The following is a 25545-nucleotide window of genomic DNA, read 5'->3' on the forward strand; positions in this document are numbered from 1 at the left end:
CCATGAGTGAGACGACGAAGATCCTGATCCGTGGTGCGAAGGTACTGGGCGGCGAGCCGCAGGACGTCCTGATCGACGGCGAGACCATCGCCGAGGTCGGTGCGAACCTCTCCGCCGACGGCGTCGGCACCGTCATCGATGCGGCCGGCCAGATCCTCCTCCCCGGCCTGGTCGACCTGCACACCCACCTGCGCGAGCCCGGCCGCGAGGACTCCGAGACCGTCCTCACCGGCACCCGCGCCGCCGCCTCCGGCGGCTACACCGCCGTCTTCGCCATGGCCAACACCTTCCCGGTCGCCGACACCGCCGGCGTGGTCGAGCAGGTCTACCGCCTCGGCCAGGAGGCCGGCTACTGCGACGTCCAGCCCATCGGCGCCGTCACCGTCGGCCTGGAGGGCAAGAAGCTCTCCGAGCTGGGCGCCATGCACGAGTCCGCCGCCAAGGTCACCGTCTTCTCCGACGACGGCAAGTGCGTCGACGACGCCGTGATCATGCGCCGCGCCCTGGAGTACGTGAAGGCCTTCGGCGGCGTCGTCGCCCAGCACGCCCAGGAGCCCCGCCTCACCGAGGGCGCCCAGATGAACGAGGGCGTCGTCTCCGCCGAGCTGGGCCTCGGCGGCTGGCCGGCCGTCGCCGAGGAGTCGATCATCGCCCGCGACGTGCTGCTCGCCGAGCACGTCGGCTCCCGCGTGCACATCTGCCACCTCTCCACGGCCGGCTCCGTCGAGATCGTCCGCTGGGCCAAGTCCCGCGGCATCGACGTGACCGCCGAGGTCACCCCGCACCACCTGCTCCTCACCGACGAGCTGGTCCGCTCGTACAACCCGGTCTACAAGGTCAACCCGCCGCTGCGCACCGAGGCCGACGTGATGGCGCTGCGCGAGGCCCTCGCGGACGGCACGATCGACATCGTCGCCACCGACCACGCCCCGCACCCGCACGAGGACAAGGACTGCGAGTGGGCCGCCGCCGCCATGGGCATGGTCGGCCTGGAGACCGCCCTCTCCGTGGTCCAGCAGACGATGGTGGAGACCGGCCTCCTCGACTGGGCCGGGGTCGCCGACCGGATGTCCTTCGCGCCGGCGCGCATCGGCAGCCTCGCCCACCACGGACGCCCCGTCTCGGCAGGTGAACCCGCGAACCTGACCCTGGTCGATACCTCGTACCGTGGTGTCGTGGACCCCGCACACTTCGCCTCCCGCAGCCGCAACACGCCCTACGAGGGCCGCGAGCTGCCGGGGCGCGTCACTCACACCTTCCTGCGGGGCCGGGCAACGGTCGTGGACGGGAAACTCGCGTGACACCTGCAGTCATCCAGCTGGCTCACAAGGCCGCCGTGGAAACCGAACAGAAGTCGGCGGAGGTGACGGACTGGGGCGCCCGCATCGCGTGGGTGGCCGGTCTGGTCCTCTTCATCGCCTTCGTGTACTGGCTGATGCGGCAAGGCTGGAAATGGCGGGGAGCCCTGCAGAACGATCTGCCGGAGCTGCCCGCCGCACCCGGCGGACTCCCCGGACACCGGCTGGCCCTCACCGGCCGGTACCACGGGTCCACCACCGCCGGGCAGTGGCTCGACCGGATCGTCGCGCACGGCCTGGGCGTCCGCAGCCGGGTCGAGCTCACCCTCACCGAGGTGGGCCTCGACGTGGTCCGTCCGGGGGCAACAGATTTCTTCGTACCGGCCGCGCAGCTGCGCGGCGCCCGCCTCGACAAGGGAATCGCGGGCAAGGTACTCACCGAGGGCGGTCTGCTCGTCGTCACCTGGGCGCACGGCGACAAGCTGATCGACTCCGGATTCCGCTCCGACCGTGCGGCCGAGCACGCCGCATGGGTCGAGGCGATCAACTCCATGAACCAAACCACCATCACCACGACGGAAGGCGCCGAACGATGACGACCTCCACCAGGGGAGCAGCCAAAGCTCCCGCCGTACTCGTCCTGGAGGACGGGCGTGTCTTCCGCGGCCGCGCCTACGGAGCCGTGGGGGAGACCTTCGGCGAGGCCGTGTTCTCCACCGGCATGACCGGCTACCAGGAGACGCTGACCGACCCGTCGTACCACCGCCAGGTCGTGGTGATGACCGCCCCGCACGTCGGCAACACCGGCGTGAACGACGAGGACCCCGAGTCCTCGCGGATCTGGGTCAGCGGCTACGTCGTCCGTGACCCCGCCCGCATCCCGTCCAACTGGCGCTCGCAGCGCTCCCTGGACGAGGAGCTGGAGCGGCAGGGCGTCGTCGGCATCTCCGGCATCGACACCCGCGCCCTCACCCGCCACCTGCGCGAGCGCGGCGCCATGCGCGTCGGCATCTTCTCCGGCGAGGCGTGGACCGGCGTCCGCGAGGAGGCCCTGCTCGCCAAGGTGCAGGCCGCCCCGCAGATGAAGGGCGCCAACCTCTCCGCCGAGGTCGCCACCAAGGAGACGTACGTCGTCCCCGCGATCGGCGAGAAGCGCTTCACCGTGGCCGCCGTCGACCTGGGCATCAAGGGCATGACCCCGCACCGGATGGCCGAGCGCGGCATCGAGGTGCACGTGCTGCCCGCCACCGCCACGGTCGAGGACATCTACGCGGTCTCCCCGGACGGCGTGTTCTTCTCCAACGGCCCCGGCGACCCGGCCACCGCCGACCACGCCGTCTCCGTCATGCAGGGCGTGCTGGAGCGCAAGACCCCGCTCTTCGGCATCTGCTTCGGCAACCAGATCCTCGGCCGCTCGCTCGGCTTCGGCACCTACAAGCTGAAGTACGGCCACCGCGGCATCAACCAGCCGGTCCAGGACCGCACCACCGGCAAGGTCGAGGTCACCGCGCACAACCACGGCTTCGCCGTGGACGCGCCCCTCGACAAGGTCTCCGACACCCCCTACGGCCGCGCCGAGGTCTCCCACGTCTGCCTCAACGACAACGTGGTGGAGGGCCTCCAGCTGCTCGACCAGCCGGCCTTCAGCGTCCAGTACCACCCCGAGGCGGCCGCGGGCCCGCACGACGCCGCGTACCTGTTCGACCGCTTCGTTTCCCTGATGGAGGGCCAGCGTGCCTAAGCGCACCGATATCCAGTCCGTCCTGGTCATCGGCTCCGGCCCGATCGTCATCGGCCAGGCCGCGGAGTTCGACTACTCCGGCACCCAGGCGTGCCGCATCCTCAAGGCCGAGGGCCTGCGGGTCATCCTGGTGAACTCCAACCCGGCGACGATCATGACCGACCCGGAGATCGCCGACGCCACGTACGTCGAGCCGATCACCCCCGAGTTCGTCGAGAAGATCATCGCGAAGGAGCGCCCCGACGCGCTCCTGCCCACCCTCGGCGGCCAGACCGCGCTCAACACCGCGATCTCCATGCACGAGCAGGGTGTGCTGGAGAAGTACGGCGTCGAGCTGATCGGCGCCAACGTCGAGGCGATCAACAAGGGCGAGGACCGCGACCTCTTCAAGGGCGTCGTCGAGGCCGTCAAGGCCAAGATCGGCTACGGCGAGTCCGCCCGCTCGGTCATCTGCCACTCCATGGACGACGTCCTGGCGGGCGTGGACACCCTCGGCGGCTACCCCGTCGTCGTCCGCCCCTCCTTCACCATGGGCGGCGCCGGCTCCGGCTTCGCCCACGACGAGGAGGAGCTGCGCCGCATCGCCGGCCAGGGCCTGACGCTCTCCCCGACCACCGAGGTGCTCCTGGAGGAGTCCATCCTCGGCTGGAAGGAGTACGAGCTGGAGCTGATGCGCGACAAGGCCGACAACGTCGTGGTCGTCTGCTCCATCGAGAACTTCGACCCGATGGGCGTGCACACCGGTGACTCGATCACCGTCGCCCCGTCGATGACCCTCACCGACCGCGAGTACCAGCGGCTCCGCGACATCGGCATCGCGATCATCCGCGAGGTCGGCGTCGACACCGGCGGCTGCAACATCCAGTTCGCCATCAACCCGGTCGACGGCCGCGTCATCGTCATCGAGATGAACCCGCGCGTCTCCCGGTCCTCGGCGCTCGCCTCCAAGGCCACCGGCTTCCCGATCGCCAAGATCGCCGCCAAGCTGGCCATCGGCTACACGCTGGACGAGGTCCCCAACGACATCACCGAGAAGACCCCGGCCTCCTTCGAGCCGACCCTCGACTACGTCGTCGTCAAGGCCCCGCGCTTCGCCTTCGAGAAGTTCCCGCTGGCCGACGCCACCCTCACCACCACCATGAAGTCGGTGGGCGAGGCCATGGCCATCGGCCGCAACTTCACCGAGGCCCTCCAGAAGGCCCTGCGCTCCCTGGAGAAGAAGGGCTCGCAGTTCACCTTCGTCGGCGAGCCCGGAGACAAGGCGGAGCTGCTGGCCACCGCGGTCCGCCCGACCGACGGCCGGATCAACACCGTCATGCAGGCCATCCGCGCCGGCGCCACCCAGGAGGAGGTGTTCGAGGCCACCAAGATCGACCCGTGGTTCGTCGACCAGCTCTTCCTGATCAAGGAGATCGCCGACGAGCTCGCCGCCGCCGAGAAGCTCGAGCCCGAGCTGCTCGCCGAGGCCAAGCGGCACGGTTTCTCCGACGCCCAGATCGCCGAGATCCGCGGCCTGCGCGAGGACGTCGTCCGCGAGGTCCGCCACGCCCTCGGCGTCCGCCCGGTCTACAAGACGGTCGACACCTGTGCCGCCGAGTTCGCCGCCAAGACCCCGTACTTCTACTCCTCCTACGACGAGGAGTCCGAGGTCGCGCCGCGCGAGAAGCCCGCGGTGATCATCCTGGGCTCCGGCCCGAACCGCATCGGCCAGGGCATCGAGTTCGACTACTCCTGCGTCCACGCCTCCTTCGCCCTGAGCGAGGCGGGCTACGAGACCGTGATGGTCAACTGCAACCCGGAGACCGTCTCCACCGACTACGACACCTCCGACCGCCTGTACTTCGAGCCGCTCACGCTCGAGGACGTGCTGGAGATCGTCCACGCCGAGTCCCTCGCGGGCCCGATCGCGGGCGTCGTCGTCCAGCTCGGCGGACAGACCCCGCTGGGTCTGTCCCAGGCGCTGAAGGACAACGGCGTGCCGGTCGTCGGCACCTCCCCAGAGGCCATCCACGCCGCCGAGGACCGCGGCGCCTTCGGCCGTGTGCTCCAGGAGGCCGGCCTGCCCGCCCCCAAGCACGGCACCGCCACCACCTTCGCCGGCGCCAAGGCCATCGCCGACGAGATCGGCTACCCGGTCCTGGTCCGCCCGTCGTACGTGCTCGGCGGCCGGGGCATGGAGATCGTCTACGACGAGGCGCGCCTGCAGTCGTACATCGCCGAGTCCACCGAGATCTCCCCGACCCGCCCGGTGCTGGTCGACCGCTTCCTCGACGACGCGATCGAGATCGACGTCGACGCCCTCTACGACGGCACCGAGCTCTACCTCGGCGGCGTCATGGAGCACATCGAGGAGGCCGGCATCCACTCCGGCGACTCGGCCTGCGCCCTGCCCCCGATCACCCTCGGCGGCTACGACATCAAGCGCCTGCGCGCCTCCACCGAGGCCATCGCCAAGGGCGTCGGCGTCCGCGGCCTGATCAACATCCAGTTCGCGATGGCCGGGGACATCCTCTACGTCCTGGAGGCCAACCCGCGCGCCTCCCGGACCGTCCCCTTCACCTCGAAGGCGACCGCGGTCCCGCTGGCCAAGGCCGCCGCCCGCATCTCGCTCGGCGCCACCATCGCCGAGCTGCGCGCCGAGGGCCTGCTGCCGAAGACCGGCGACGGCGGCACCCTGCCGATGGACGCGCCGATCTCCGTCAAGGAGGCCGTGATGCCGTGGAGCCGCTTCCGCGACATCCACGGCCGCGGCGTGGACACCGTCCTCGGCCCGGAGATGCGCTCCACCGGCGAGGTCATGGGCATCGACTCGGTCTTCGGCACGGCGTACGCCAAGTCGCAGGCCGGCGCGTACGGCCCGCTGCCGACCAAGGGACGGGCGTTCATCTCGGTCGCCAACCGCGACAAGCGCTCGATGATCTTCCCGGCCCGCGAGCTGGTCGCCCACGGCTTCGAGCTGATGGCCACCTCCGGCACCGCCGAGGTCCTCAAGCGCAACGGCATCAACGCCACCATCGTGCGCAAGCAGTCCGAGGGCGAGGGCCCGAACGGCGAGAAGACCATCGTCCAGCTGATCCACGACGGCCAGGTCGACCTGATCGTCAACACCCCGTACGGCACCGGCGGCCGCCTCGACGGCTACGAGATCCGTACGGCCGCGGTGTCCCGCGGCGTCCCGTGCCTGACCACCGTCCAGGCGCTCGCCGCGGCGGTCCAGGGCATCGACGCCCTCAACCACGGCGACGTGGGCGTCCGCTCCCTCCAGGAGCACGCGGAGCACCTGACCGCGGCCCGCGACTAGCAGCCCGTACGAAAGGGGGGCACCGGCGACAGCGACCGGTGTCCCCCCTTTCATGAGCTCCTTCCGGGCATACAAGGGATTTAAGGGATTCAAGGGGTCAAACGGACGATGTACAAGCTGTTCTTCAATCTGGTCTTCAAGCGGATGGACCCCGAGCAGGCCCACTACATGGCCTTCCGGTGGATCCGACTGGCCGCCCGCACCCCGGTGCTGCGCACCTTCGTCGCCGCCTACCTCGCCCCCCGGCACAAGGAGCTGCGCACCGAGGCCCTGGGCCTGCGCTTCCACGGCCCCTTCGGCCTGGCCGCCGGCTTCGACAAGAACGCCGTCGCCATCGACGGCATGTCCATGCTCGGCTTCGACCACGTCGAGATCGGCACGGTCACCGGCCAGGCCCAGCCCGGCAACCCCAGGAAGCGGCTCTTCCGCCTCGTGCCGGACCGCGCCCTGATCAACCGCATGGGCTTCAACAACGAGGGCTCCGAGGCCGTGGCGGCCCGGCTGGCCGCCCGCAACCCGGTCTTCAGGACCGTGGTCGGCGTCAACATCGGCAAGACCAAGGTCGTGCCGGAGGCCGAGGCCGCCGCCGACTACGTGCTCTCCACCGAGCGCCTCGCCCGCCACGCCGACTATCTGGTCGTCAACGTCTCCTCGCCGAACACCCCCGGCCTGCGGAACCTCCAGGCCACCGAGTCCCTGCGCCCGCTGCTCACCGCCGTGCGCGAGGCCGCCGACCGCACGGTCACCGACCGCCGGGTGCCCCTCCTGGTCAAGATCGCCCCCGACCTGGCCGACGAGGACGTGGACGCGGTCGCCGACCTCGCCCTGGAGCTCGGCCTGGACGGCATCATCGCCACCAACACCACGATCGCCCGCGAGGGCCTGGGGCTGAAGTCCTCCCCGGACCTGGTCAAGGAGACCGGCGGGCTGTCCGGCGCCCCGGTCAAGGAGCGCTCCCTGGAGGTCCTGCGCCGCCTGTACGCCCGTGTGGGCGACCGGATGGTCCTGGTCGGCGTGGGCGGCATCGAGAACGCCGAGGACGCCTGGCAGCGCATCCTGGCCGGCGCCACCCTCGTCCAGGGCTACAGCGCCTTCATCTACGAGGGCCCCTGCTACGCCCGCGCCATCCACAAGGGCCTGGCCGCCCGCCTGGCCGCCAGCCCCTACGCCACCCTCGCCGAGGCCGTCGGCGCCGAGACCCGGAAGGCCAGCCTGTGACCCTCTCCTTCGGAACCCGCCTCCGCGAGGCCATGGACGCCCGGGGCCCGCTCTGCGTCGGCATCGACCCGCACGCCGCCCTGCTGTCCTCCTGGGGCCTGAACGACGACATCGCGGGCCTGGAGCGGTTCTCCCGCACGGTGGTCGAGGCCCTGGCCGACTCCGTGGCGGTCTTCAAGCCGCAGGCCGCGTTCTTCGAGCGGTTCGGCTCCCGCGGCATCGCCGTCCTGGAGCGGACCGTGGCGGACGCCCGCGCGGCCGGCACCCTGGTCGTCATGGACGCCAAGCGCGGCGACATCGGCTCGACCATGGCCGCGTACGCCGAGACCTTCCTGCACAAGGACGCCCCGCTGTTCTCGGACGCGCTGACGGTCTCCCCGTACCTCGGCTACGGCTCTCTGCGGCCCGCCGTCGACCTGGCCCGGGAGAACGGCGCGGGCCTGTTCGTCCTCGCGCTCACCTCCAACCCCGAGGGCGCCGAGGTCCAGCGCGCGGTGCGCGAGGACGGCCTGACCATCGGCGCGACCATGCTGGCCCACCTGGCGGCGGAGAACGCCGGCGCCGAGCCCATGGGCTCCTTCGGCGCGGTGGTCGGCGCCACCCTCGGCGACCTGTCCGCCTTCGACCTGGACATCAACGGGCCGCTCCTCGCCCCCGGCATCGGTGCGCAGGGCGCCACCGCCGCGGACCTCCCGGCGGTCTTCGGCGCCGCGGTCCGCAACGTGGTCCCGAACGTCTCCCGCGGCGTCCTCAAGCACGGCCCGGACGTGGCCGCGCTGCGTGCCTCCGCGGAGGCTTTTGCGGCCGAGATCCGCAAGGCCGTCTCCGGCTGACCGAGAGATTTGACGAAATCGCAGGTCGGCCGTCGGACAAAACCGGGGTATTTTGTCCGTGATGTGCGGTTCAGTGGATGCTGACCAGGACTTTTCGTCCGTTCTCGCTGACTGGAGCGGTCCTGGCCGCTAGTCTCCGAGCAGAGCGAACGAGCACCACTGTTCGTGCGCTCGGTCCGTATCCGACAGTTCGACATCCGAGGTGACGTAGGCGTGGCTCTTCCGCCCCTTACCCCTGAACAGCGCGCAGCCGCGCTCGAAAAGGCCGCCGCGGCTCGCCGGGAGCGGGCCGAGGTGAAGAATCGACTCAAGCACTCCGGCGCCTCCCTGCACGAGGTCATCAAGCAGGGCCAGGAGAACGACGTCATCGGCAAGATGAAGGTCTCCGCTCTCCTTGAGTCGCTGCCCGGCGTGGGCAAGGTCCGCGCCAAGCAGATCATGGAGCGCCTCGGCATCTCCGAGTCCCGGCGTGTCCGGGGTCTCGGCTCCAACCAGATTGCCTCCCTGGAGCGTGAGTTCGGCGGCAGCGGCGCCTGAGGCGTCGCCCGAAGTTCGTCCCGTGTTCCCGAGCAGTCTCAAGAACCGGGATAATCGCTTCATGGCAGCAGAGGTTCGTCCGCGGCTGACCGTGCTCTCCGGCCCCTCAGGGGTCGGCAAGAGCACGGTCGTCGCGCATATGCGCAAGGTCCACCCCGAGGTCTGGCTCTCGGTGTCGGCCACCACCCGCAAGCCGCGGCCCGGTGAGCGACACGGAGTCCACTACTTCTTCGTCACGGACGACGAGTTCGACAAGCTGATCGCCAACGGCGAACTGCTGGAGTGGGCCGAGTTCGCGGGCAACCGCTACGGCACGCCCCGGGGGGCGGTGATCGAGCGGCTCGAACGCGGCGAACCCGTCCTGCTGGAGATCGACCTGCAAGGCGCCCGGCAGGTCCGGGAGTCCATGCCGGAGGCCCAGCTGGTCTTCCTCGCCCCGCCGAGCTGGGACGAACTCGTCCGCCGGCTCACCGGCCGCGGGACCGAGCCGCCGGAGGTCATCCAGCGCCGGCTCGACACCGCGAAGATCGAACTCGCCGCCGAATCCGAGTTCGACACCACCCTGGTCAACACCTCCGTCGAGGACGTGGCGCGTGAGCTGCTAGCCTTGATGGAAGTTGTTTGATCGTTTCTTTGATCATTTACCCATCTTCGGAAGGTAGAGCGTGTCCTCTTCCATCACCGCGCCCGAGGGCATCATCAACCCGCCGATCGACGAGCTGCTCGAGGCCACCGACTCGAAGTACAGCCTCGTGATCTACGCGGCCAAGCGCGCGCGTCAGATCAACGCGTACTACTCGCAGCTCGGTGAGGGCCTGCTCGAGTACGTCGGCCCGCTGGTGGACACCCACGTCCACGAGAAGCCGCTGTCGATCGCCCTGCGCGAGATCAACGCGGGTCTGCTGACCTCCGAGGCCATCGAGGCCCCGGCCCAGTAAGGCACGAGCACCTTCACCACAGGCCCGGCAGCACCGCTGCCGGGCCTGTGGTGTGTCATAGGAACGACGACTACCGACGAGCGGGAGACGCAGTGGACAAGCCGAAGGTCGTGCTGGGGGTCAGCGGCGGGATCGCCGCGTACAAGGCGTGCGAGCTGCTGCGCCGGCTGACCGAATCCGGACACGACGTACGGGTGGTGCCGACGGCGTCCGCCCTGAACTTCGTCGGCGAGGCCACCTGGGCCGCGCTCTCCGGGCACCCGGCCGGCACCGAGGTCTGGGAGAGCGTGCACGAGGTGCCGCACGTCCGCATCGGCCAGTCCGCCGACCTCGTCGTCGTCGCCCCCGCCACCGCCGACATGCTGGCCAAGGCGGCCCACGGGCTCGCCGACGACCTGCTGACGAACACCCTGCTCACCGCGCGCTGCCCGGTCGTCTTCGCCCCCGCGATGCACACCGAGATGTGGGAGCACCCGGCCACCCAGGAGAACGTGGCCACCCTGCGCAGGCGCGGAGCGCTGGTCATCGAGCCCGCCGTCGGCCGGCTCACCGGCAAGGACACCGGCAAGGGACGGCTGCCCGACCCCGAGGAGATCTTCGAGGTCTGCCGCCGCGTGCTGGCCCGCGGCATCGCCGAGCCCGACCTCGCCGGCCGCCACGTGGTGATCAGCGCCGGCGGCACCCGCGAGCCCCTCGACCCGGTCCGCTTCCTCGGCAACCGCTCCTCCGGCAAGCAGGGCTACGCGCTGGCCCGCGCGGCGGTGGCGCGCGGCGCCCGGGTCACCCTGATCGCGGCCAACGCCGCGCTGCCGGACCCGGCCGGCGCCGACGTCGTACGGGTCGGCACCGCGGTCCAGCTCCGCGAAGCGGTCCTGCGGGCGTCGGCGGACGCGGACGCCGTGGTCATGGCCGCCGCAGTGGCCGATTTCCGACCCGCCGAATACGCCGAGGGCAAAATCAAGAAGCAGGACGGCCGGGAACCCGCCCCGGTCGCCCTGGTGCGGAACCCGGACGTGCTCGCCGAGATCTCCGCACGGCGGGCCCGGGAGGGCCAGGTCGTGGTGGGGTTCGCCGCCGAGACCGACGACGTGCTCGCCAACGGCCGGAGCAAGCTGAAGCGCAAGGGCTGTGACCTGCTCGTGGTCAACGAGGTCGGCGAACAGAAGACCTTCGGTTCGGAGGAGAACGAGGCCGTGATCCTCGCGTCCGACGGGGCCGAGACCCCTGTGCCCCATGGCCCGAAGGAAGCCCTGGCGGACGTGATCTGGGACCACGTTTCGGCCCGGCTCACGGCGCCGCCTTCCCGCTGAAGCCCCTTGTTCCGGTGCTCCGGATGGCGCAAGAATGTAGTGCCGCAGGTCACACAGCTCCCAGAAGGCGAGACAGGTGGTCTTGCGGGTGGCAGCGCCCGATAAGCTGAACCCGGTACGGAACGGGCGCAGCCCCCGGTACCGTGCCGACAAATGATCAGCCAGCAGCCGCTGCAACCCCAGGGAGCGATGTGTCCCGCCGTCTGTTCACCTCGGAGTCCGTCACCGAGGGCCACCCCGACAAGATCGCTGACCAGATCAGCGACACGATTCTCGACGCCCTGCTGCGCGAGGACCCCACGTCCCGCGTGGCGGTGGAGACCCTGATCACCACCGGTCTGGTCCACATCGCCGGCGAGGTGACCACCAAGGCGTACGCACCGATCGCCCAGCTCGTGCGCGAGAAGATCCTGGAGATCGGCTACGACTCGTCCAAGAAGGGCTTCGACGGCGCTTCCTGCGGCGTGTCCGTGTCCATCGGTGCCCAGTCCCCGGACATCGCGCAGGGTGTCGACGCGGCGTACGAGAACCGGGTCGAGGGTGACGAGGACGAGCTCGACAAGCAGGGCGCGGGCGACCAGGGCCTGATGTTCGGCTACGCCTCGGACGAGACCCCGAACCTGATGCCGCTCCCGATCGAGCTGGCGCACCGCCTGTCGCGCCGCCTGACCGAGGTCCGCAAGAACGGGACCATCCCGTACCTGCGTCCCGACGGCAAGACCCAGGTCACCATCGAGTACGACGGCGACAAGGCCGTCCGCCTCGACACCGTGGTCGTCTCCTCGCAGCACGCCGCCGACATCGACCTCGACTCGCTGCTCGCCCCCGACGTCCGCGAGTTCGTCGTCGAGCACGTGCTCAAGGAGCTCGTCGAGGACGGCATCAAGCTGGACACCGAGGGCTACCGCCTGCTGGTCAACCCGACCGGGCGCTTCGAGATCGGCGGCCCGATGGGCGACGCCGGCCTGACCGGCCGCAAGATCATCATCGACACCTACGGCGGCATGGCCCGCCACGGTGGCGGCGCCTTCTCCGGCAAGGACCCGTCGAAGGTCGACCGCTCGGCCGCCTACGCCATGCGCTGGGTCGCCAAGAACGTCGTCGCGGCCGGCCTCGCGGCCCGCTGCGAGGTCCAGGTCGCCTACGCGATCGGCAAGGCCGAGCCCGTCGGTCTCTTCGTCGAGACCTTCGGCACGGAGAAGACCGACGTCGCCAAGATCGAGCACGCCATCGGCGAGGTCTTCGACCTCCGCCCGGCCGCGATCATCCGCGACCTCGACCTGCTCCGCCCGATCTACGCCCAGACCGCCGCCTACGGCCACTTCGGCCGTGAGCTGCCGGACTTCACCTGGGAGCGCGCCGACCGCGTGGAGGCGCTCCGCGCCGCCGCGGGCCTGTAAGGACCGCGGGAACCACGCAGCGGCGAGGGCCGCGGGGGCGCTGAGCCCCTGACGGCGCCAGAGCAGCACGGAGGGCCCGGACCGGAGACGGTCCGGGCCCTCCGTGCGTCGCCGGGGCACCACCGGCCCGTCACCGGGGCCCGGGCGGTGTCAGAGGGCTTTGCGAGAATGCAGCTGTGAGCAGCGACAACGAATCCGAGGCAGCAGGCGGACCGCCGGAACAGCTCGCGCTCATCCGGGAGGTGGTCGCCGAGGCGAAGGCCAAGCACGCGGCCGAGGAGAAGGCCAAACCGCGCACCTGGCGCGGCGCCCCGCTCGCCGAACACCTGCCGGTCGCCCGGATCGTGGTCAACAAGGGCGTCCTCCACCTGGACCGGCTCTTCGAGTACGCCGTCCCCGCCCACCTCGCCGAAGAGGCCCGGCCAGGGGTCCGGGTCCGCGTCCGGTTCGGCGCCGGCAAGGGGCGCGTCCGCGACGGCCGCCGCGAAGGCGGCGGCCTGGTCGACGGCTACCTCGTCGACCGGGTGGCCCGGGCCGAGTACCAGGGACCGCTGGCCGCGCTCGCCCAGGTCGTGTCGCCCGAGCCGGTGCTCACCCCGGGGATGCTCGACCTCACCCGGGCCGTCGCCGACCGCTACGCCGGCAGCCTGGCCGACGTACTGCAGCTGGCCATCCCGCCCCGGCACGCGAAGGCCGAGGCCCGCACCTCCCCGGCACCCCTGCCCCGCCCGGCCGCGCCGGAACCCGGCGGCTGGGCACGCTACCCGGCCGGACCCGGCTTCCTGCGGGAACTCGCCACCGGGGCGAACCCGCGGGCCGTGTGGACCGCCCTGCCCGGACCGGGCTGGCCCGAGGAGCTCGCCCGGGCCATGGCGGCGACGCTCGCCTCGGGCCGCGGCGCACTGGCCGTCCTGCCCGACGGGCGGTCGGCGGACCGGGTGGACCGGGCGCTCACCGACCTGCTCGGCCCCGGACTGCACGTCCTGCTGACCGCCGAATCCGGCCCGGAGAAGCGCTACGCCCAGTGGCTCGCGGTACACCGGGGCTCCGTGCGCGCGGTGATCGGCACCCGCGCCGCGATGTTCGCGCCGGTGCGCGACCTGGGGCTCGTCGCCCTCTGGGACGACGGGGATTCCAGCCACAGCGACGACCGGGCTCCCTTTCCGCACGTCCGGGAGGTGCTGGAGCTGCGCTCGATGACCGAGGGCTGCGGCTTCCTGCTGGGCGGAACCGGCTGCACCGTCGAGGCCGCCCAGCTCGTCGAGACGGGCTGGGCACGGCCGCTGATCGCCGACCGGGCGACCGTACGGTCCGCGGCCCCCCGGGTCCGGACCGTCGGCGACGAACTGCTGGCCCGCGACGAGGCGGCCCGTGCGGCCCGCCTGCCCAGCCTGGCCTGGGAGACCGTACGGGAAGGACTGAAGACCGGCCCGGTCCTCGTCCAGGTGCCCCGCCGCGGCTACGTGCCGCGGCTCGCCTGCGAACGCTGCCGGACCCCGGCCCGCTGCCGCCACTGCTCGGGCCCGCTCCAGGCACCCGACGAGCGGGACCTGGCCTGCGGCTGGTGCGGCCGCCCCGAACCGTCCTGGCACTGCGAGGAGTGCGGCTCCTTCCGGCTCCGGGCCAGCGTGGTCGGCGCCCGCCGGACCGCCGAGGAACTCGGGCGTGCGTTTCCGGCCGTGCCCGTACGCACCTCCGGGCGGGACCACGTACTGGAACGCGTACCGGACCAGCCGGCCCTCGTCGTGTCCACGCCCGGTGCCGAACCGGTGGCCGACGGCGCCGGGTACGCGGCGGCCCTGCTGCTGGACGGCTGGGCGATGCTCGGCTTCCCCGACCTGCGGGCCGGCGAGGAGGCGCTGCGCCGCTGGATCGGCGCCGCCTCGCTGGTGCGCGGCGAGGGCCAGGTGGTGATCGTGGCCGAGCCGACCCTTCGGCCGGTGCAGGCGCTGGTCCGCTGGGACCCGGTGGGCCACGCCCTGCGGGAGCTCGCGGAACGGGCCGAGCTGAGGTTCCCGCCGGTGTCCCGGATGGCCTCGGTGATCGGCCGGGAGGAGGCCGTCACCGCCTTCCTGGCAGCCGCCGCGCTGCCCGCGGACGCGGAGATCCTCGGCCCGGTCCCGGTGCCCGGACGCCGCGGCGAACCGTCCCCGGGCGTACGCGCCCTGGTCCGCGTCCGCCCGGGCAGCGGCGCGGCCCTGGCCTCCGCCCTGAAGGCGGCCCAGGCGGGCCGGCTGGCCCGCGGGGTGCCCGCGGCTGACGCCGTACGTGTCCGGATCGACCCCCTCGACATCGGCTGACCCGGGAGTAGCCTGCCGGGACCGGTGGGATCAGGTCTACGGGGGTGGGCACGATGGAGTCGGGAGTTGCGGCACCGAGCGATGCGGCGGTCGCGAGGATCCTGGACGCCGACGGGGTCCCGCAGGGCGCCGGATTCCGGGTCGGCCCGCGCGAGGTGATGACCTGCGCGCACGTGATCACGAAGCTGCTCGGCCTCCCCGAGGACACCCGGGAGGCGCCCACCGCGCAGGTGGCGCTGGATTTCCCGCTGGCCGAACGCGGCACCAGGCTGGCCGCCGAGATCGGCGCCTGGATCCCGGTGCGGCCCGACGGCTCCGGTGACATCGCCGTGCTCCGCCTGCTCACCGACCCGCCCGCCCGGGCACCCATCGCCCGGCTGGTGGAGCACGGCGCCACCGCCGACCTGCGTGTGCGCACCCTCGGCTTCCCGGAGGACTACGACCTGGGCGCCTGGAGCGTGGGCTGGCTGCGCGGCGTGACCGGCGCCGGCTGGCTCCAGTACGACACGGATCCGGCCGCCGAGCACCAGGTGATACCCGGCTTCTCCGGCGCCCCCGTCTGGGACGTGGTCGAAGGCGGCGTGGTCGGCATGGTCGTGGCCGCCGACGACCGGACCGACGTCCGCACCGCCTACCTGATAGCGACGGACGACCTGCGCGAGAGCTGGTCGGGACTCGCCGCCACCGCGCTGCCCGCATGCCCGTTCCGGGCCCTGGAGGCGTTCGAGGAACGGGACGCCCATCTCTTCCACGGCCGACTCGAACCGGCCCGCCGGATCGCCGCCCTGCTCGGCCACGCCCCCGCCACCCACCTGGTCGGCCCCTCCGGCTGCGGCAAGTCCTCCCTGCTGAACGCGGGCGTGATGCCGCTGCTCCATCCCCGTACGGACCTCCAGACCGCCGCGCTGCGGCCCGGCCGCCTCGGCCGCTCCCCGCTGGAGGCGCTGGCCCTGGCCCTGCTGCCGCTCCTGGAGCCCGGCATGGCGGAGACGGCCCGGCTGGCCGAGCTGCCCGCGCTGGCCGGGCTGCTGCGGGAGGGCCGGATGGCCGACGTGGTGGAGCGGGTGCTCGCACAGAGCGGCAAGGACCGGCTGCTGCTGGTCGTCGACCAGTTCGAGGAGGCGCTCATCGGTACCGAGCCGGCCGAACTCGACGCGCTCGCCGCCGCCCTGGCCTACAGCCTCCACCCCGGAGCCCGCCTTCGGGTCGTCACCACCCTGCGCGCCGACTTCCTCACGCTCGTCCTCGGCCACCCGGGGCTCGCCCCGCTGTTCGCCGGCGACCGGCTGTTCACGGTCGGCGCGATGTCGGACGAGGAACTGCGCGAGGCGGTGGTCCGCCCACCGGCCGGCACCGGGGTCACCTACGAACCCGGCCTGGTCGACCGGATCCTCGCCGACGTCGGCACCGACCCGGCACGGCTGCCGCTGCTGCAGTTCACGCTGACCCGATTATGGGAACGGCAGCGGCAGGGCCGGATCGGCCACGAGGCCTACGAAGCGCTCGGCCGGGTCCACGACGCCCTGGTCACCCACGCCGAACAGATCTGGACCGGCGCGCTCACCGAGTCCGAGCAGCGGGACGCCCGAGCCCTGCTGGTCCGGCTCGTCCATCCCGGCGACGCCGGCACCGCCCCCACCCGCCGCACCCTCGCCCGCTCCGAACTGCGCCCCGGGCAGTGGCGCCTGGCACAGCGGCTGATGACCACCCGCCTGCTCGTTCCGGGCGAGGAGTACCGGCCGGAGGGCGGGCCGGCCGTGGAGACCGTGGAACTGGCCCACGAGACCCTGCTGACCCAGTGGGGGCGGCTGCGCACCTACTTCGAGGCGGACCGCGAGTTCCGCATGTGGCAGGAGGGCCTGCGACGCCGCATCGCCCTGTGGTCGGCCGACGCCCACCCCGCCCGCCGGCTGCTGCGCGGCCAGGACCTGCGGGACGCCCGCCGGTGGCGGGCGGGGCGCCCGTTGGAGCTGAGTCCGGCGGAGGAGACGTACATCGCGGCCAGCGACAAGGGCGCGAAGCGCCGGGCGGTCGCGGCGGGGGCACTGGTCACGGTGATGGCGCTGCTGGTGGGGGGCGGGTTCTGGCTGTTCCAGGACGGGGTGGAGAAGGGCGCGTCCCACACCGCGGCGGGGGTGCTGCTCCAGCAGTCGCGGGACGCGGACGCCAAGCCCTCGCAGGACAGCGAGTTCACGGCGCTGCTGCTGGCCATGCGCGCGTACCGTACGGAGAACAACCCCCAGACCCGGGCGCGCCTGCGAGAGCTGCACGCGAAGTACGCCTTCGCGGATGTTCTCGTGCCGAACTCCAGCACCCAGGGCCTGCTGTCGGCAGGTGTCATTCCGGTGAATCCCTTCATCACCGGAGCCGGGGGGCGGGTGGTAGCGGGCCGCGCACCCGACGGCGAAGTGCTGGTGCTGCGTCAGGAGGCCGATGGGCTGCGCAGGATGCGGCCCGGCCGACGCTCGGACCTCCTGGCGGTTACGCCGGACGGAACCTCGGTGGCGATGGTGGGCTCCATGCTGTCCTCGCTTCCCACTGCGCTCCCGACGGCGCTTCCCTCCGCGCCCCCGACAGGGACGCCCACCGCATTGCCCACGGGTGCCCCCACGGCGATTCCTTCGGCACCGCTGGACATGCGGGGCGTCCCGGTCGAGTTGTTCGACGTGCAGAGCGGGAAGGTCCGGCAACTGGAGAGGCCGGCGGAAGGTGACCCCTACCCGGGCAAGCAGATCCCCTTGGAGAGCCCGCTGGATGACCTCCTGCCCGACCTGCCCGACCTGACCATTCCCGGCATGAACAGCATGCCGCCGTCGTACACACGGCTGGCCTTCACCCCCGATTCCAGACAACTGCTCGCGCAGACCGGAGGTGGTGTGTGGGTCGGACGGCTTATCGTCTGGGACCTGTCCGACGGGCGGATCAAGAAGGTCATGCCGGGTGTGCCCGAACAGGTCGACGGGATGTGGCTCCTCCCCAGTGGCGAGGAGCTGGTCACGGTGACCCAGGCCCGGGACTCGTCCGTGACCGTCAAGGTCTGGGACCTGCGAGGGGCCGCCCCGAAGGGGCGCGAGGTGACGCGGACACGGGCGCAGCCCACCGGCATGACCATGATGGACGTGAATCCGGCAGTCACCCGAATGGCTGTACTCGTGCAGAGCACCGACGGGCCGAGGGTGGAGCACCGGCTCACGGTGCACGAGTTGCCGAGCGGGAAGGCCGTACGGCAGGAGCAGATCACCCAGCAGGAAGTGGCAGCCGGGGTGGCCATGGCAGCGGAGGGGGATGGCGCGCTGCCCTACGCACACCCGATGCCGCTGCCGAAGGAGCCCGGCCCGATCGTGCGGATCGGTGGGATGTGGGGCGTGGACCTGACGGGGACCGTAACCGAGCAGGCCGCGGTGCTGACCAGTCTGGGCCTGCTCGCCGTCGCCGGACCCAGCGGGGGAGACCCGGTACGGCGCTTGCTGCCTGCGCCCCCGGGTGGAGAGAGCCCATCTGGCGACACTGTCGGCACGGCGGAAGCCGACCGCGCGCTGGCGCATCTCTGCCGGATTCTGGCCGACGAGACGCTTCCGGCCTCGGTGGCCGGGAAGTTGCCGCACCGGGCCCACCCGGGGGCGGTCTGTGACGAGGGGAAGGGACGGCGTGGCTGAGGGAACACAGCTCATCGGGGTGCCGCTGCAGAGCGGCGGCGAGCAGGTGCTGATGGAGGTGGAACGGTCGGGCTCCGGCATCTCGCGGGCCGCCCGGCCCGGGGAGGTCGCCGGGACCGCGGCCCGGACCCTGAGCGAGAGCTTCGACCAGGTCCGGGCCGCGGCGGCGGTGCTGCTGGACCGGATGACGACGCTGCCCAGCCCGCCCAGCAGCGTGGAGGTGGAGCTCGGGGTGAAGATCAACGCCGAGGCGGGGGCGGTCATCGCCAAGACGGCGGCCGAGGGGAACTTCGTCGTCCGGCTCACCTGGGAGCGCGGCCCGGCGGCCGGGGCGGGGGACGCGCCCACAGCAGCGACGGACTGACCGCCGCTCGGACAGGACCGGAGGACGGACCGGACACGACTCCGACGCGCGGTCCGGGCACGGGTCTGGGTGCGAGTCCGGGCGGCTGTCTGTGCGCGGCTTGGCGCGCCCCCAGGCCGGGCCCCCGGCTGGCCCCGGCCTGGGCACGGCGCGGACGTGTTCCAGCGTGACGTCGGCGCCTGGGACCGGCCTGGACCCGACTGGCCCCGGGCCGGGGCGGGGCGCGGATGTGTTCCGGCGTGACGGCGGCCGGCCGCCGAACAGCGCGGCCGCCCGGCACCCGGGGTGTCCGGGTGCCGGGCGGCCGGTGGAGCGAGGTGCTCGGCCCTCGTGGGACCCAGCCGTCGTCGATTCGGGCGCGGGATGGGGGTCAGCCGTTGCGGGGGCCGGGGAACGCCCCCTGGCGGGCGGGGGAGGCGGCGGAGGCGGCGGAGGTCTCCTCGCGCAGTGGCTGCGGCGGGACGGAACGGGCCGCCGGGACCGTGGGCATGCCGATCGTCCGGGTGGTCGTGCCCTCGGCCACCGGCTCGGCCGCCTCCGCGGCCTGCGCGCGGCGCGCCCCGTAACGCCGGTGCACCGCCTGCTTGGTGACTCCGAGCGCGGAACCCACCGCGTCCCACGAGAAGCCGAGTGAGCGGTCGAAGTCGACCGCGGCGGTGACCAGCGTCTCGACGCTGTCCCGCAGTTCCTGCGCGAGGCGGACGGTGGGCGCGGGCGCCCGCCCGTAGACGACGAAGCCCGTGGAGGGACCGGAGCGGCGCGGGCGGTAGACGTTGCCGAGCTGCGCGGTGAGGGTACGCAGAGCATCCACCTGCCGGCGGACCCGCTCGATGTCCCGCACCAGGAGGTGCAGACTGGCCCGCGCTTGGGCGTCGTGGGTGGCGTGGTCGGCCATGAACAAGCCTCTCGAACCGGTGCTGAAGAGCGGATCGGGCCGCACATGCCGTTGCCGGACGCGGCCCGTACTGGTCAATCTCTTTTGACCAACGCGTCATGCGGCGAGGAAGTCACGCACCAGGGGCGTGTCGGCATATGCGAGAGGCGCGCGTATGTGCGTACGCCCCCTGTCCGGCCGCCCCATAGGATGGGGCGTTGCTGATCGCGAAGCCGGGCCGGGACCGATCCGGGACCGTGCCCGGGGGCGTTCCGCGGCCGGGCGACCGCCGGGCCGGAGGACGTTCGGCGGCCCGGTGACCCCCGGGCCGTGACTGAGCCGTCGGCCGAGCCGTCGCCGAGAAACGAGGTAGGACCCCAGTGAAGCTCGTCTTCGCAGGCACCCCCGAGGTCGCCGTGCCCGCCCTGGACGCCCTGATCGCCTCCGGGCGGCACGAGGTCGCCGCCGTCGTCACCCGCCCCGACGCACCCGCCGGCCGCGGCCGGCGGCTGGTCGCCAGCCCCGTCGCCGAGCGGGCGGAGGAGGCCGGCATCGAGGTCCTCAAGCCGCTCAAGCCCCGCGACCCCGAGTTCCAGCAGCGGCTCCGCGAGATCGCTCCGGACTGCTGCCCGGTCGTGGCCTACGGCGCGATCCTCCCCAAGAGCGCCCTGGACATCCCCCTGCACGGCTGGGTCAACCTGCACTTCTCGCTGCTGCCCGCCTGGCGCGGAGCGGCCCCCGTGCAGCACTCGATCATGGCCGGGGACGAGGTCACCGGAGCGTCCACCTTCCGGATCGTGGAAGGGCTGGACGCCGGCCCGGTCTTCGGCGTGCTGACCGAGGACATCCGCCCCACCGACACCAGCGGCGACCTGCTGACCCGCCTGGCCTTCGCCGGTGCCGGGCTGCTCGCCGCGACCATGGACGGCATCGAGGACGGCACCCTGCGCGCGGTGCCCCAGCCCGGCGACGGGATCTCCCTCGCCCCGAAGATCACCGTCGAGGACGCCCACATCGACTGGAAGGCGCCGGCGCTCCGCGTCGACCGCCTGGTGCGCGGCTGCACCCCGGCACCCGGTGCGTGGACGGTCTTCCGCGGGGAACGGCTGAAGCTGGTCTCGGTGGGCCTGGTCACGGAGCGGACCGACCTCGCCCCCGGCGAGGTCGCCGTCGCCAAGAACAACGTCTGGGTCGGGACGGGCTCGCACGCCGTGGAGCTGCTGTGGGTGCAGCCGCAGGGCAAGAAGCCGATGAAGGGCGCCGACTGGGCCCGCGGGGTACGGATCGCCGCCGGTGAGCGGGTGGGCTGAGCGGACGTAGGCTGAGGGGGAGCGAATCCCCCTCTTGCCTCGATTCTCCTTTTTATCTTGAATCTCCTTTTTGATCCCGGAGCACCTTTCTCGTGAGTGAGCAGCCTCGCCGCAGCGGCCAGAAGCAGGCCAAGCCCTACCGCCGTCCCAAGAAGGACCCCGTCCGCATCCTCGCCTTCGAGGCGCTGCGCGCCGTCGACGAGCGGGACGCGTACGCGAACCTGGTGCTGCCGCCGCTGCTGCGCAAGGCACGCCAGAACGAGAACTTCCAGGCGCGGGACGCGGCGCTGGCGACGGAGCTGGTCTACGGGACCCTGCGCCGCCAGGGAACCTACGACGCGATCATCGCCGCCTGCATCGACCGGCCGCTGCGCGAGGTGGACCCGCCGGTCCTCGACGTGCTTTCGCTCGGCGCGCACCAGCTGCTCGGCACCCGGATCCCGACCCACGCGGCGGTGTCGGCGAGCGTCGAGCTGGCGCGGGTGGTCCTGGGTGACGGGCGCGCGAAGTTCGTGAACGCGGTGCTGCGCAAGATCGCCGCCCATGACCTCGACGGCTGGCTGGAGCAGGTGGCCCCGCCGTACGAGAAGGACGCCGAGGACCACCTCGCGGTGGTCCACTCGCACCCGCGCTGGGTGGTCTCCGCGCTGTGGGACTCCCTCGGCGGTGGCCGGGCCGGCATCGAGGACCTGCTGGAAGCCGACAACGAACGGCCGGAGGTCACCCTGGTGGCCCGCCCCGGCCGCGCCACGACCGAGGAGCTGTTCGACGCCGTCGGCGAGGAGTCCGCACTGCCGGGCCGCTGGTCGCCCTACGCCGTCCGGCTGGCCGAGGGCGGCGAGCCGGGCGCGCTGGAGGCGGTGCGGGAAAGCCGGGCGGGCGTCCAGGACGAGGGCAGCCAGCTCGTCGCCATCGCGCTGGCGAACGCACCGCTGGAAGGCCGCGACGAGCGCTGGCTGGACGGCTGTGCCGGCCCCGGCGGCAAGGCGGCCCTGCTCGGTGCGCTGGCGGCCGAACGCGGTGCGTTCCTGCTGGCCTCGGAGAAGCAGCCGCACCGTGCGCGGCTGGTGGAGCGGGCGCTGGCCGGGAACCCCGGCCCGTACCAGGTCATCACCGCCGACGGCACCCGCCCGGCCTGGCAGCCGGGCTCCTTCGACCGGATCCTGATGGACGTCCCGTGCTCGGGGCTGGGCGCCCTGCGGCGCCGCCCGGAGGCGCGCTGGCGCCGCCGCCCGGAGGACCTGGAAGGCTTCGCGCCGCTGCAGCGGTCGCTGCTGCGGGAGGCCCTCTCCGCGGTCCGGGTGGGCGGCGTGGTCGGGTACGCGACCTGCTCCCCGCACCTGGCGGAGACCCGCGTCGTCGTGGACGACGTGCTGCGGGGCCGGGGCGGCGCGGCCCCCGTCGCGGCGGAACTGATCGACGCGCGTCCCCTGATGCCGGGCGTCCCGGCCCTGGGCGACGGGCCGGACGTACAGCTGTGGCCGCACCTGCACGGCACGGACGCGATGTACCTGGCCCTGCTGCGAAGGACGGCGTAGGGGGCGGCAGCGGGGCCGGCTGCGCCGGTGTTCGGAAGGATGGGTCAAGGGTTTTGCAGGGTCGGTTAAGGAATGGTTAGCTGTCGGGGTCGTGGCTGAGACGCGCCGTCGGCATGGCACGCTTGGGGCATGGCCGTTCAGATCAATCCCAGCATCCTGTCCGCGGACTTCTCCCGACTCGCCGATGAGGCGAAGGCGGTGGAGGGGGCCGACTGGCTGCACGTCGACGTCATGGACAACCACTTCGTCCCGAACCTCACGCTCGGCATGCCCATCGTGGAGTCGCTCAGCCGTGCCACGGACACCCCGCTGGACCTGCATCTGATGATCGCGGATCCCGACCGCTGGGCCCCCCAGTACGTGGAGGCCGGTGCCGGGTCGATCACCTTCCACGCGGAGGCGGCCGGCGCGCCCGTGCGGCTGGCGCGCGAGATCCGGGCCAAGGGGGCGCGGGCGTCGATGGCGCTCAAGCCCGCCACGCCCATCGAGCAGTTCGAGGACATCCTTCCCGAGCTCGACATGGTGCTGATCATGACGGTCGAGCCGGGGTTCGGGGGGCAGCCGTTTCTGGACGTGATGCTGCCGAAGATCCGCCGCACCCGGGAGCTCATCGCCAAGCACGGACTGGACCTCTGGCTCCAGGTGGACGGCGGGGTCTCCGCGTCCACCATCGAACGTTGCGCCGAGGCCGGTGCGGACGTGTTCGTGGCCGGCAGCGCGGTCTACGGGGCGGTGGATCCGGCCGCGGCCGTGCGTACCCTGCGTGAGCAGGCGGGTGCCGCGATCGCCGCCGCTCCGTGGGCCTGCGACCACTGAGACACGACAGGGACAACGGAGGCGATCGTTGGTGAACAGCTCGGTGAACGCCTGCTGTCCGGGCTGATCAACCGTCGCCGGATCTGACAGGATGAACGGCGAGTCGAGAGTGTGAACAGCAGGGAGGAGAACGCGGTGTCTGCAATGTCGGCGGGACGGTCAGCCCTGCGGATGGGACCCGCGGAGCTGGTGCAGGCGGCGGCCATGGCCCGCCGCTTCTACCTCGAGGGCAAGTCGAAGATCCAGATCGCCGAGGAGTTCGGCGTGAGCCGCTTCAAGGTGGCCCGGGTCCTGGAGACCGCCCTCGAGCGGGATCTCGTACGGATCGAGATCCGGGTGCCGGCCGAGCTGGACGCGGAGCGCTCGGACGCGCTGCGCGCCCGGTACGGGCTGCGGCACGCCGTGGTCGTCGAGTCGCCCGCCGAGGTGACCGACGACGCACCCGACCCCGAGAACCTCGGTGCGGTCGCCGCGGACCTGCTCGGTGAGCTGGTCAACGAGGGTGATGTGCTGGGCCTGGCCTGGGGACGGTCGACCATTCACATGGCCGCCGCCCTGCACCGGCTCCCGCAGTGCACCGTCGTGCAGCTGACCGGCGTCTACGACGCCGGCACGGCGGAGCGCGGCTCGGTGGAGGCGGTGCGCCGTGCCGCCCAGGTGTCGGGCGGGGACGCGCACCCCATCTACGCGCCGATGCTGCTGCCCGACCCGGCGACGGCGGCGGCGCTCCGCAGCCAGACCGGGATCGCGCGGGCGTTCGAATACTTCGACAAGGTGACCGTGGCCGCCGTGTCGATCGGGTCGTGGGAGCCGGGCATCTCCACCGTGCACGACATGCTGTCCGACGAGGAGCGCGCGCACTACGCCTCGCTGGGTGTGGCCGCCGAGATGTCGGCGCACCTGTTCGACTCGCAGGGGCGGCGCGTGGGCCGGGACCTCGGCGAGCGGTGCATCACCGTCGAGGCGGACCGGCTGCGGCGGATCCCGGAGGTCGTGGCCATCGCGGGCGGACTGCGGAAGGCCTCGGCGATCGGCGCGGTGCTGCGGTCGGGGCTGGTGACCAGCCTGGTGACGGACACCGCTGCCGCCGACTACCTGCTGACGGAGTCGGAGCCGGGGCTCCGGCCGGCGCTGGAGCGGGCCGACCCCGACCAGTAGGAAGCGTGTACGGCCCGGCCTCCGGCCGGGCCGCTGCATCCGGCCGCCCCCTGAGGCAGGTCGTGCCCGGTTCGGGTGATTCGCGGGTGCATCGGATGTTTGGCAGCATCGGGCCATGATCTTCCGGAACGTGCCCAGGTGGCCCCGGCGGCTGCCCCGGGCCGTGGTGGCCCTGTTCCTGTGTCTGGCCGTGTGGGGCGGGGCCGCCGGCTGCGGGGGCGGTGTCCCGGCTCCGGCGACCGCGCCGAGCGCGGCCGTCACACCCGACTGGGCCAGGGGCATGCCGACCGTCCGGGCGGACCGGCTGCCGCCGCAGGCCAGGGACACCCTGGCGCTCATCGACCGGGGCGGGCCGTACCCGTACCGGCAGGACGGGGCCGTCTTCGGGAACTTCGAGAAGGCGCTGCCGAAGCAGAAGCGCGGTTACTACCACGAGTTCACGGTGAAGACTCCGGGGGAGCGGGACCGGGGCGCGCGGCGGATCGTGACCGGCGGGGGCGGGGAGCTCTACTACACGGACGACCACTACGACACCTTCAAGGCGGTTCTCCGATGACCATGGACCCGCATCCGCTCGCCCCTGCCCTCGCGGCCGCCGAACAGGCGGGCTGGGCGGTCGTCCGGCTCGACCTGGACGGCGTACGGACCAAGGCGCGGCTGATGGACGTGTGCGCGGAGGCCTTCGTCCTGCCGGCGTGGTTCGGCCGGAACTGGGATGCGCTGGCGGACTGCCTGAGGGACCTGTCGTGGCTGCCGGAGGCCGCGGGGCGGCTGGTGGCGGTGACGGGGTGGGAGGGTCTGGCCAGGGCGCGGCCGGGGGACTGGGAGGTCCTGCGGGAGGTGCTGGAGGAGGCCGCCGCGTACTGGCGGGAGACGGAGGGCGGGTCGGCGCTGGAGGTGGTCGTGGCCGCCGCGCGGGCTCACTGATCGTTTCGGAACGGGGTGTCTATGAT

General features: G+C 72.3%; 21 protein-coding genes. 20 read left to right on the forward strand and 1 reads right to left on the reverse strand.

Translation table 11 applies throughout. From position 1 onward, the window contains the following. Positions 1–2: 2 nt before the first annotated feature. From ACGFQ9_RS31425 to ACGFQ9_RS31490, 14 genes are all read left to right on the forward strand, one after another. Complete coding sequence (locus ACGFQ9_RS31425) at positions 3–1301, forward strand: dihydroorotase (protein WP_393578527.1); 1299 nt, start codon at positions 3–5, stop codon at positions 1299–1301. After that, a complete protein-coding gene (locus tag ACGFQ9_RS31430; protein WP_393578529.1) occupies positions 1298–1894 on the forward strand; it encodes a hypothetical protein in 597 nt (198 codons plus the stop codon). The genes ACGFQ9_RS31425 and ACGFQ9_RS31430 overlap by 4 nt, the downstream gene beginning before the upstream one ends. Further along, positions 1891–3039, forward strand: coding sequence for a glutamine-hydrolyzing carbamoyl-phosphate synthase small subunit (gene carA / locus ACGFQ9_RS31435; RefSeq protein WP_393578530.1), 1149 nt, complete (start codon positions 1891–1893; stop codon positions 3037–3039). The genes ACGFQ9_RS31430 and carA overlap by 4 nt, the downstream gene beginning before the upstream one ends. Next, positions 3032–6340 carry a carbamoyl-phosphate synthase large subunit gene (gene carB, locus ACGFQ9_RS31440; protein ID WP_393578531.1) on the forward strand — a complete coding sequence of 1103 codons (3309 nt, stop codon included), beginning with the start codon at positions 3032–3034 and terminating at the stop codon, positions 6338–6340. The genes carA and carB overlap by 8 nt, the downstream gene beginning before the upstream one ends. A gap of 108 nt (positions 6341–6448) precedes the next feature. Then, entirely contained in the window at positions 6449–7558 is a 1110-nt protein-coding gene (locus ACGFQ9_RS31445; protein ID WP_393578532.1) for a quinone-dependent dihydroorotate dehydrogenase, read from the forward strand. After that, complete coding sequence (pyrF, locus tag ACGFQ9_RS31450; RefSeq protein ID WP_393578533.1) at positions 7555–8391, forward strand: orotidine-5'-phosphate decarboxylase; 837 nt, start codon at positions 7555–7557, stop codon at positions 8389–8391. The genes ACGFQ9_RS31445 and pyrF overlap by 4 nt, the downstream gene beginning before the upstream one ends. A 213-nt stretch (positions 8392–8604) precedes the next feature. Beyond that, positions 8605–8928, forward strand: coding sequence for an integration host factor (locus ACGFQ9_RS31455; RefSeq protein ID WP_016638838.1), 324 nt, complete (start codon positions 8605–8607; stop codon positions 8926–8928). Between the two features lie 61 nt (positions 8929–8989). Continuing rightward, complete coding sequence (gene gmk / locus ACGFQ9_RS31460; RefSeq protein ID WP_393578534.1) at positions 8990–9553, forward strand: guanylate kinase; 564 nt, start codon at positions 8990–8992, stop codon at positions 9551–9553. 40 nt (positions 9554–9593) lie between these two features. After that, positions 9594–9866, forward strand: coding sequence for a DNA-directed RNA polymerase subunit omega (rpoZ, locus tag ACGFQ9_RS31465; protein ID WP_004948662.1), 273 nt, complete (start codon positions 9594–9596; stop codon positions 9864–9866). Positions 9867–9958: 92 nt separating this feature from the next. Next, a complete protein-coding gene (gene coaBC, locus ACGFQ9_RS31470; protein ID WP_393578536.1) occupies positions 9959–11176 on the forward strand; it encodes a bifunctional phosphopantothenoylcysteine decarboxylase/phosphopantothenate--cysteine ligase CoaBC in 1218 nt (405 codons plus the stop codon). A gap of 191 nt (positions 11177–11367) precedes the next feature. Continuing rightward, entirely contained in the window at positions 11368–12576 is a 1209-nt protein-coding gene (metK, locus tag ACGFQ9_RS31475) for a methionine adenosyltransferase (protein WP_393578538.1), read from the forward strand. 176 nt (positions 12577–12752) lie between these two features. Then, complete coding sequence (locus tag ACGFQ9_RS31480) at positions 12753–14876, forward strand: primosomal protein N' (protein ID WP_393578539.1); 2124 nt, start codon at positions 12753–12755, stop codon at positions 14874–14876. A 53-nt stretch (positions 14877–14929) separates the two neighbouring features. Continuing rightward, a complete protein-coding gene (locus tag ACGFQ9_RS31485; protein ID WP_393578540.1) occupies positions 14930–18532 on the forward strand; it encodes a trypsin-like peptidase domain-containing protein in 3603 nt (1200 codons plus the stop codon). Next, entirely contained in the window at positions 18525–18896 is a 372-nt protein-coding gene (locus ACGFQ9_RS31490; RefSeq protein WP_393578542.1) for a CU044_2847 family protein, read from the forward strand. Before ACGFQ9_RS31485 ends, ACGFQ9_RS31490 begins: the two co-directional genes overlap by 8 nt. Before the next feature lie 370 nt (positions 18897–19266). Here the strand turns inward: ACGFQ9_RS31490 and ACGFQ9_RS31495 are convergent, their stop codons facing one another. After that, a complete protein-coding gene (locus tag ACGFQ9_RS31495) occupies positions 19267–19791 on the reverse strand; it encodes a hypothetical protein (protein ID WP_393578544.1) in 525 nt (174 codons plus the stop codon). 359 nt (positions 19792–20150) lie between these two features. Here ACGFQ9_RS31495 and fmt point away from each other — a divergent pair, with 359 nt between their 5' ends. The 6 genes from fmt to ACGFQ9_RS31525 all read left to right on the forward strand — a co-directional run bounded on the left by fmt (position 20151) and on the right by ACGFQ9_RS31525 (position 25519). Beyond that, on the forward strand, positions 20151–21080 hold the full coding sequence (gene fmt / locus ACGFQ9_RS31500; protein ID WP_393578545.1) for a methionyl-tRNA formyltransferase: 930 nt from the start codon (positions 20151–20153) through the stop codon (positions 21078–21080). 92 nt (positions 21081–21172) lie between these two features. Next, a complete protein-coding gene (locus ACGFQ9_RS31505) occupies positions 21173–22618 on the forward strand; it encodes an RsmB/NOP family class I SAM-dependent RNA methyltransferase (RefSeq protein WP_393578547.1) in 1446 nt (481 codons plus the stop codon). Between the two features lie 129 nt (positions 22619–22747). Further along, entirely contained in the window at positions 22748–23434 is a 687-nt protein-coding gene (gene rpe / locus ACGFQ9_RS31510) for a ribulose-phosphate 3-epimerase (protein ID WP_393578549.1), read from the forward strand. A 111-nt stretch (positions 23435–23545) separates the two neighbouring features. Further along, positions 23546–24592, forward strand: coding sequence for a sugar-binding transcriptional regulator (locus ACGFQ9_RS31515; protein ID WP_393578551.1), 1047 nt, complete (start codon positions 23546–23548; stop codon positions 24590–24592). Between the two features lie 115 nt (positions 24593–24707). After that, positions 24708–25148 (forward strand): ribonuclease domain-containing protein, encoded by a 441-nt coding sequence (locus tag ACGFQ9_RS31520; protein ID WP_393578552.1) that lies wholly within the window; start codon positions 24708–24710, stop codon positions 25146–25148. Beyond that, positions 25145–25519, forward strand: coding sequence for a barstar family protein (locus tag ACGFQ9_RS31525; protein WP_393578553.1), 375 nt, complete (start codon positions 25145–25147; stop codon positions 25517–25519). Before ACGFQ9_RS31520 ends, ACGFQ9_RS31525 begins: the two co-directional genes overlap by 4 nt. Positions 25520–25545 lie beyond the last annotated feature (26 nt).

This window comes from Streptomyces sp. NPDC048603, from assembly GCF_043199475.1.
Classification (GTDB): Bacteria; Actinomycetota; Actinomycetes; order Streptomycetales; family Streptomycetaceae; genus Streptomyces.

Bases quoted from the DNA above. Each gene is read 5' to 3' on its own strand.
- ACGFQ9_RS31425 (WP_393578527.1), top strand. From the start codon at position 3: ATGAGTGAGACGACGAAGATCCTGATCCGTGGTGCGAAGGTACTGGGC.
- carA (WP_393578530.1), top strand. From the start codon at position 1,891: ATGACGACCTCCACCAGGGGAGCAGCCAAAGCTCCCGCCGTACTCGTC.
- ACGFQ9_RS31445 (WP_393578532.1), top strand. From the start codon at position 6,449: ATGTACAAGCTGTTCTTCAATCTGGTCTTCAAGCGGATGGACCCCGAG.
- gmk (WP_393578534.1), top strand. From the start codon at position 8,990: ATGGCAGCAGAGGTTCGTCCGCGGCTGACCGTGCTCTCCGGCCCCTCA.
- ACGFQ9_RS31485 (WP_393578540.1), top strand. From the start codon at position 14,930: ATGGAGTCGGGAGTTGCGGCACCGAGCGATGCGGCGGTCGCGAGGATC.
- ACGFQ9_RS31495 (WP_393578544.1), bottom strand. From the start codon at position 19,791: ATGGCCGACCACGCCACCCACGACGCCCAAGCGCGGGCCAGTCTGCAC.
- rpe (WP_393578549.1), top strand. From the start codon at position 22,748: ATGGCCGTTCAGATCAATCCCAGCATCCTGTCCGCGGACTTCTCCCGA.
- ACGFQ9_RS31520 (WP_393578552.1), top strand. From the start codon at position 24,708: ATGATCTTCCGGAACGTGCCCAGGTGGCCCCGGCGGCTGCCCCGGGCC.
- ACGFQ9_RS31525 (WP_393578553.1), top strand. From the start codon at position 25,145: ATGACCATGGACCCGCATCCGCTCGCCCCTGCCCTCGCGGCCGCCGAA.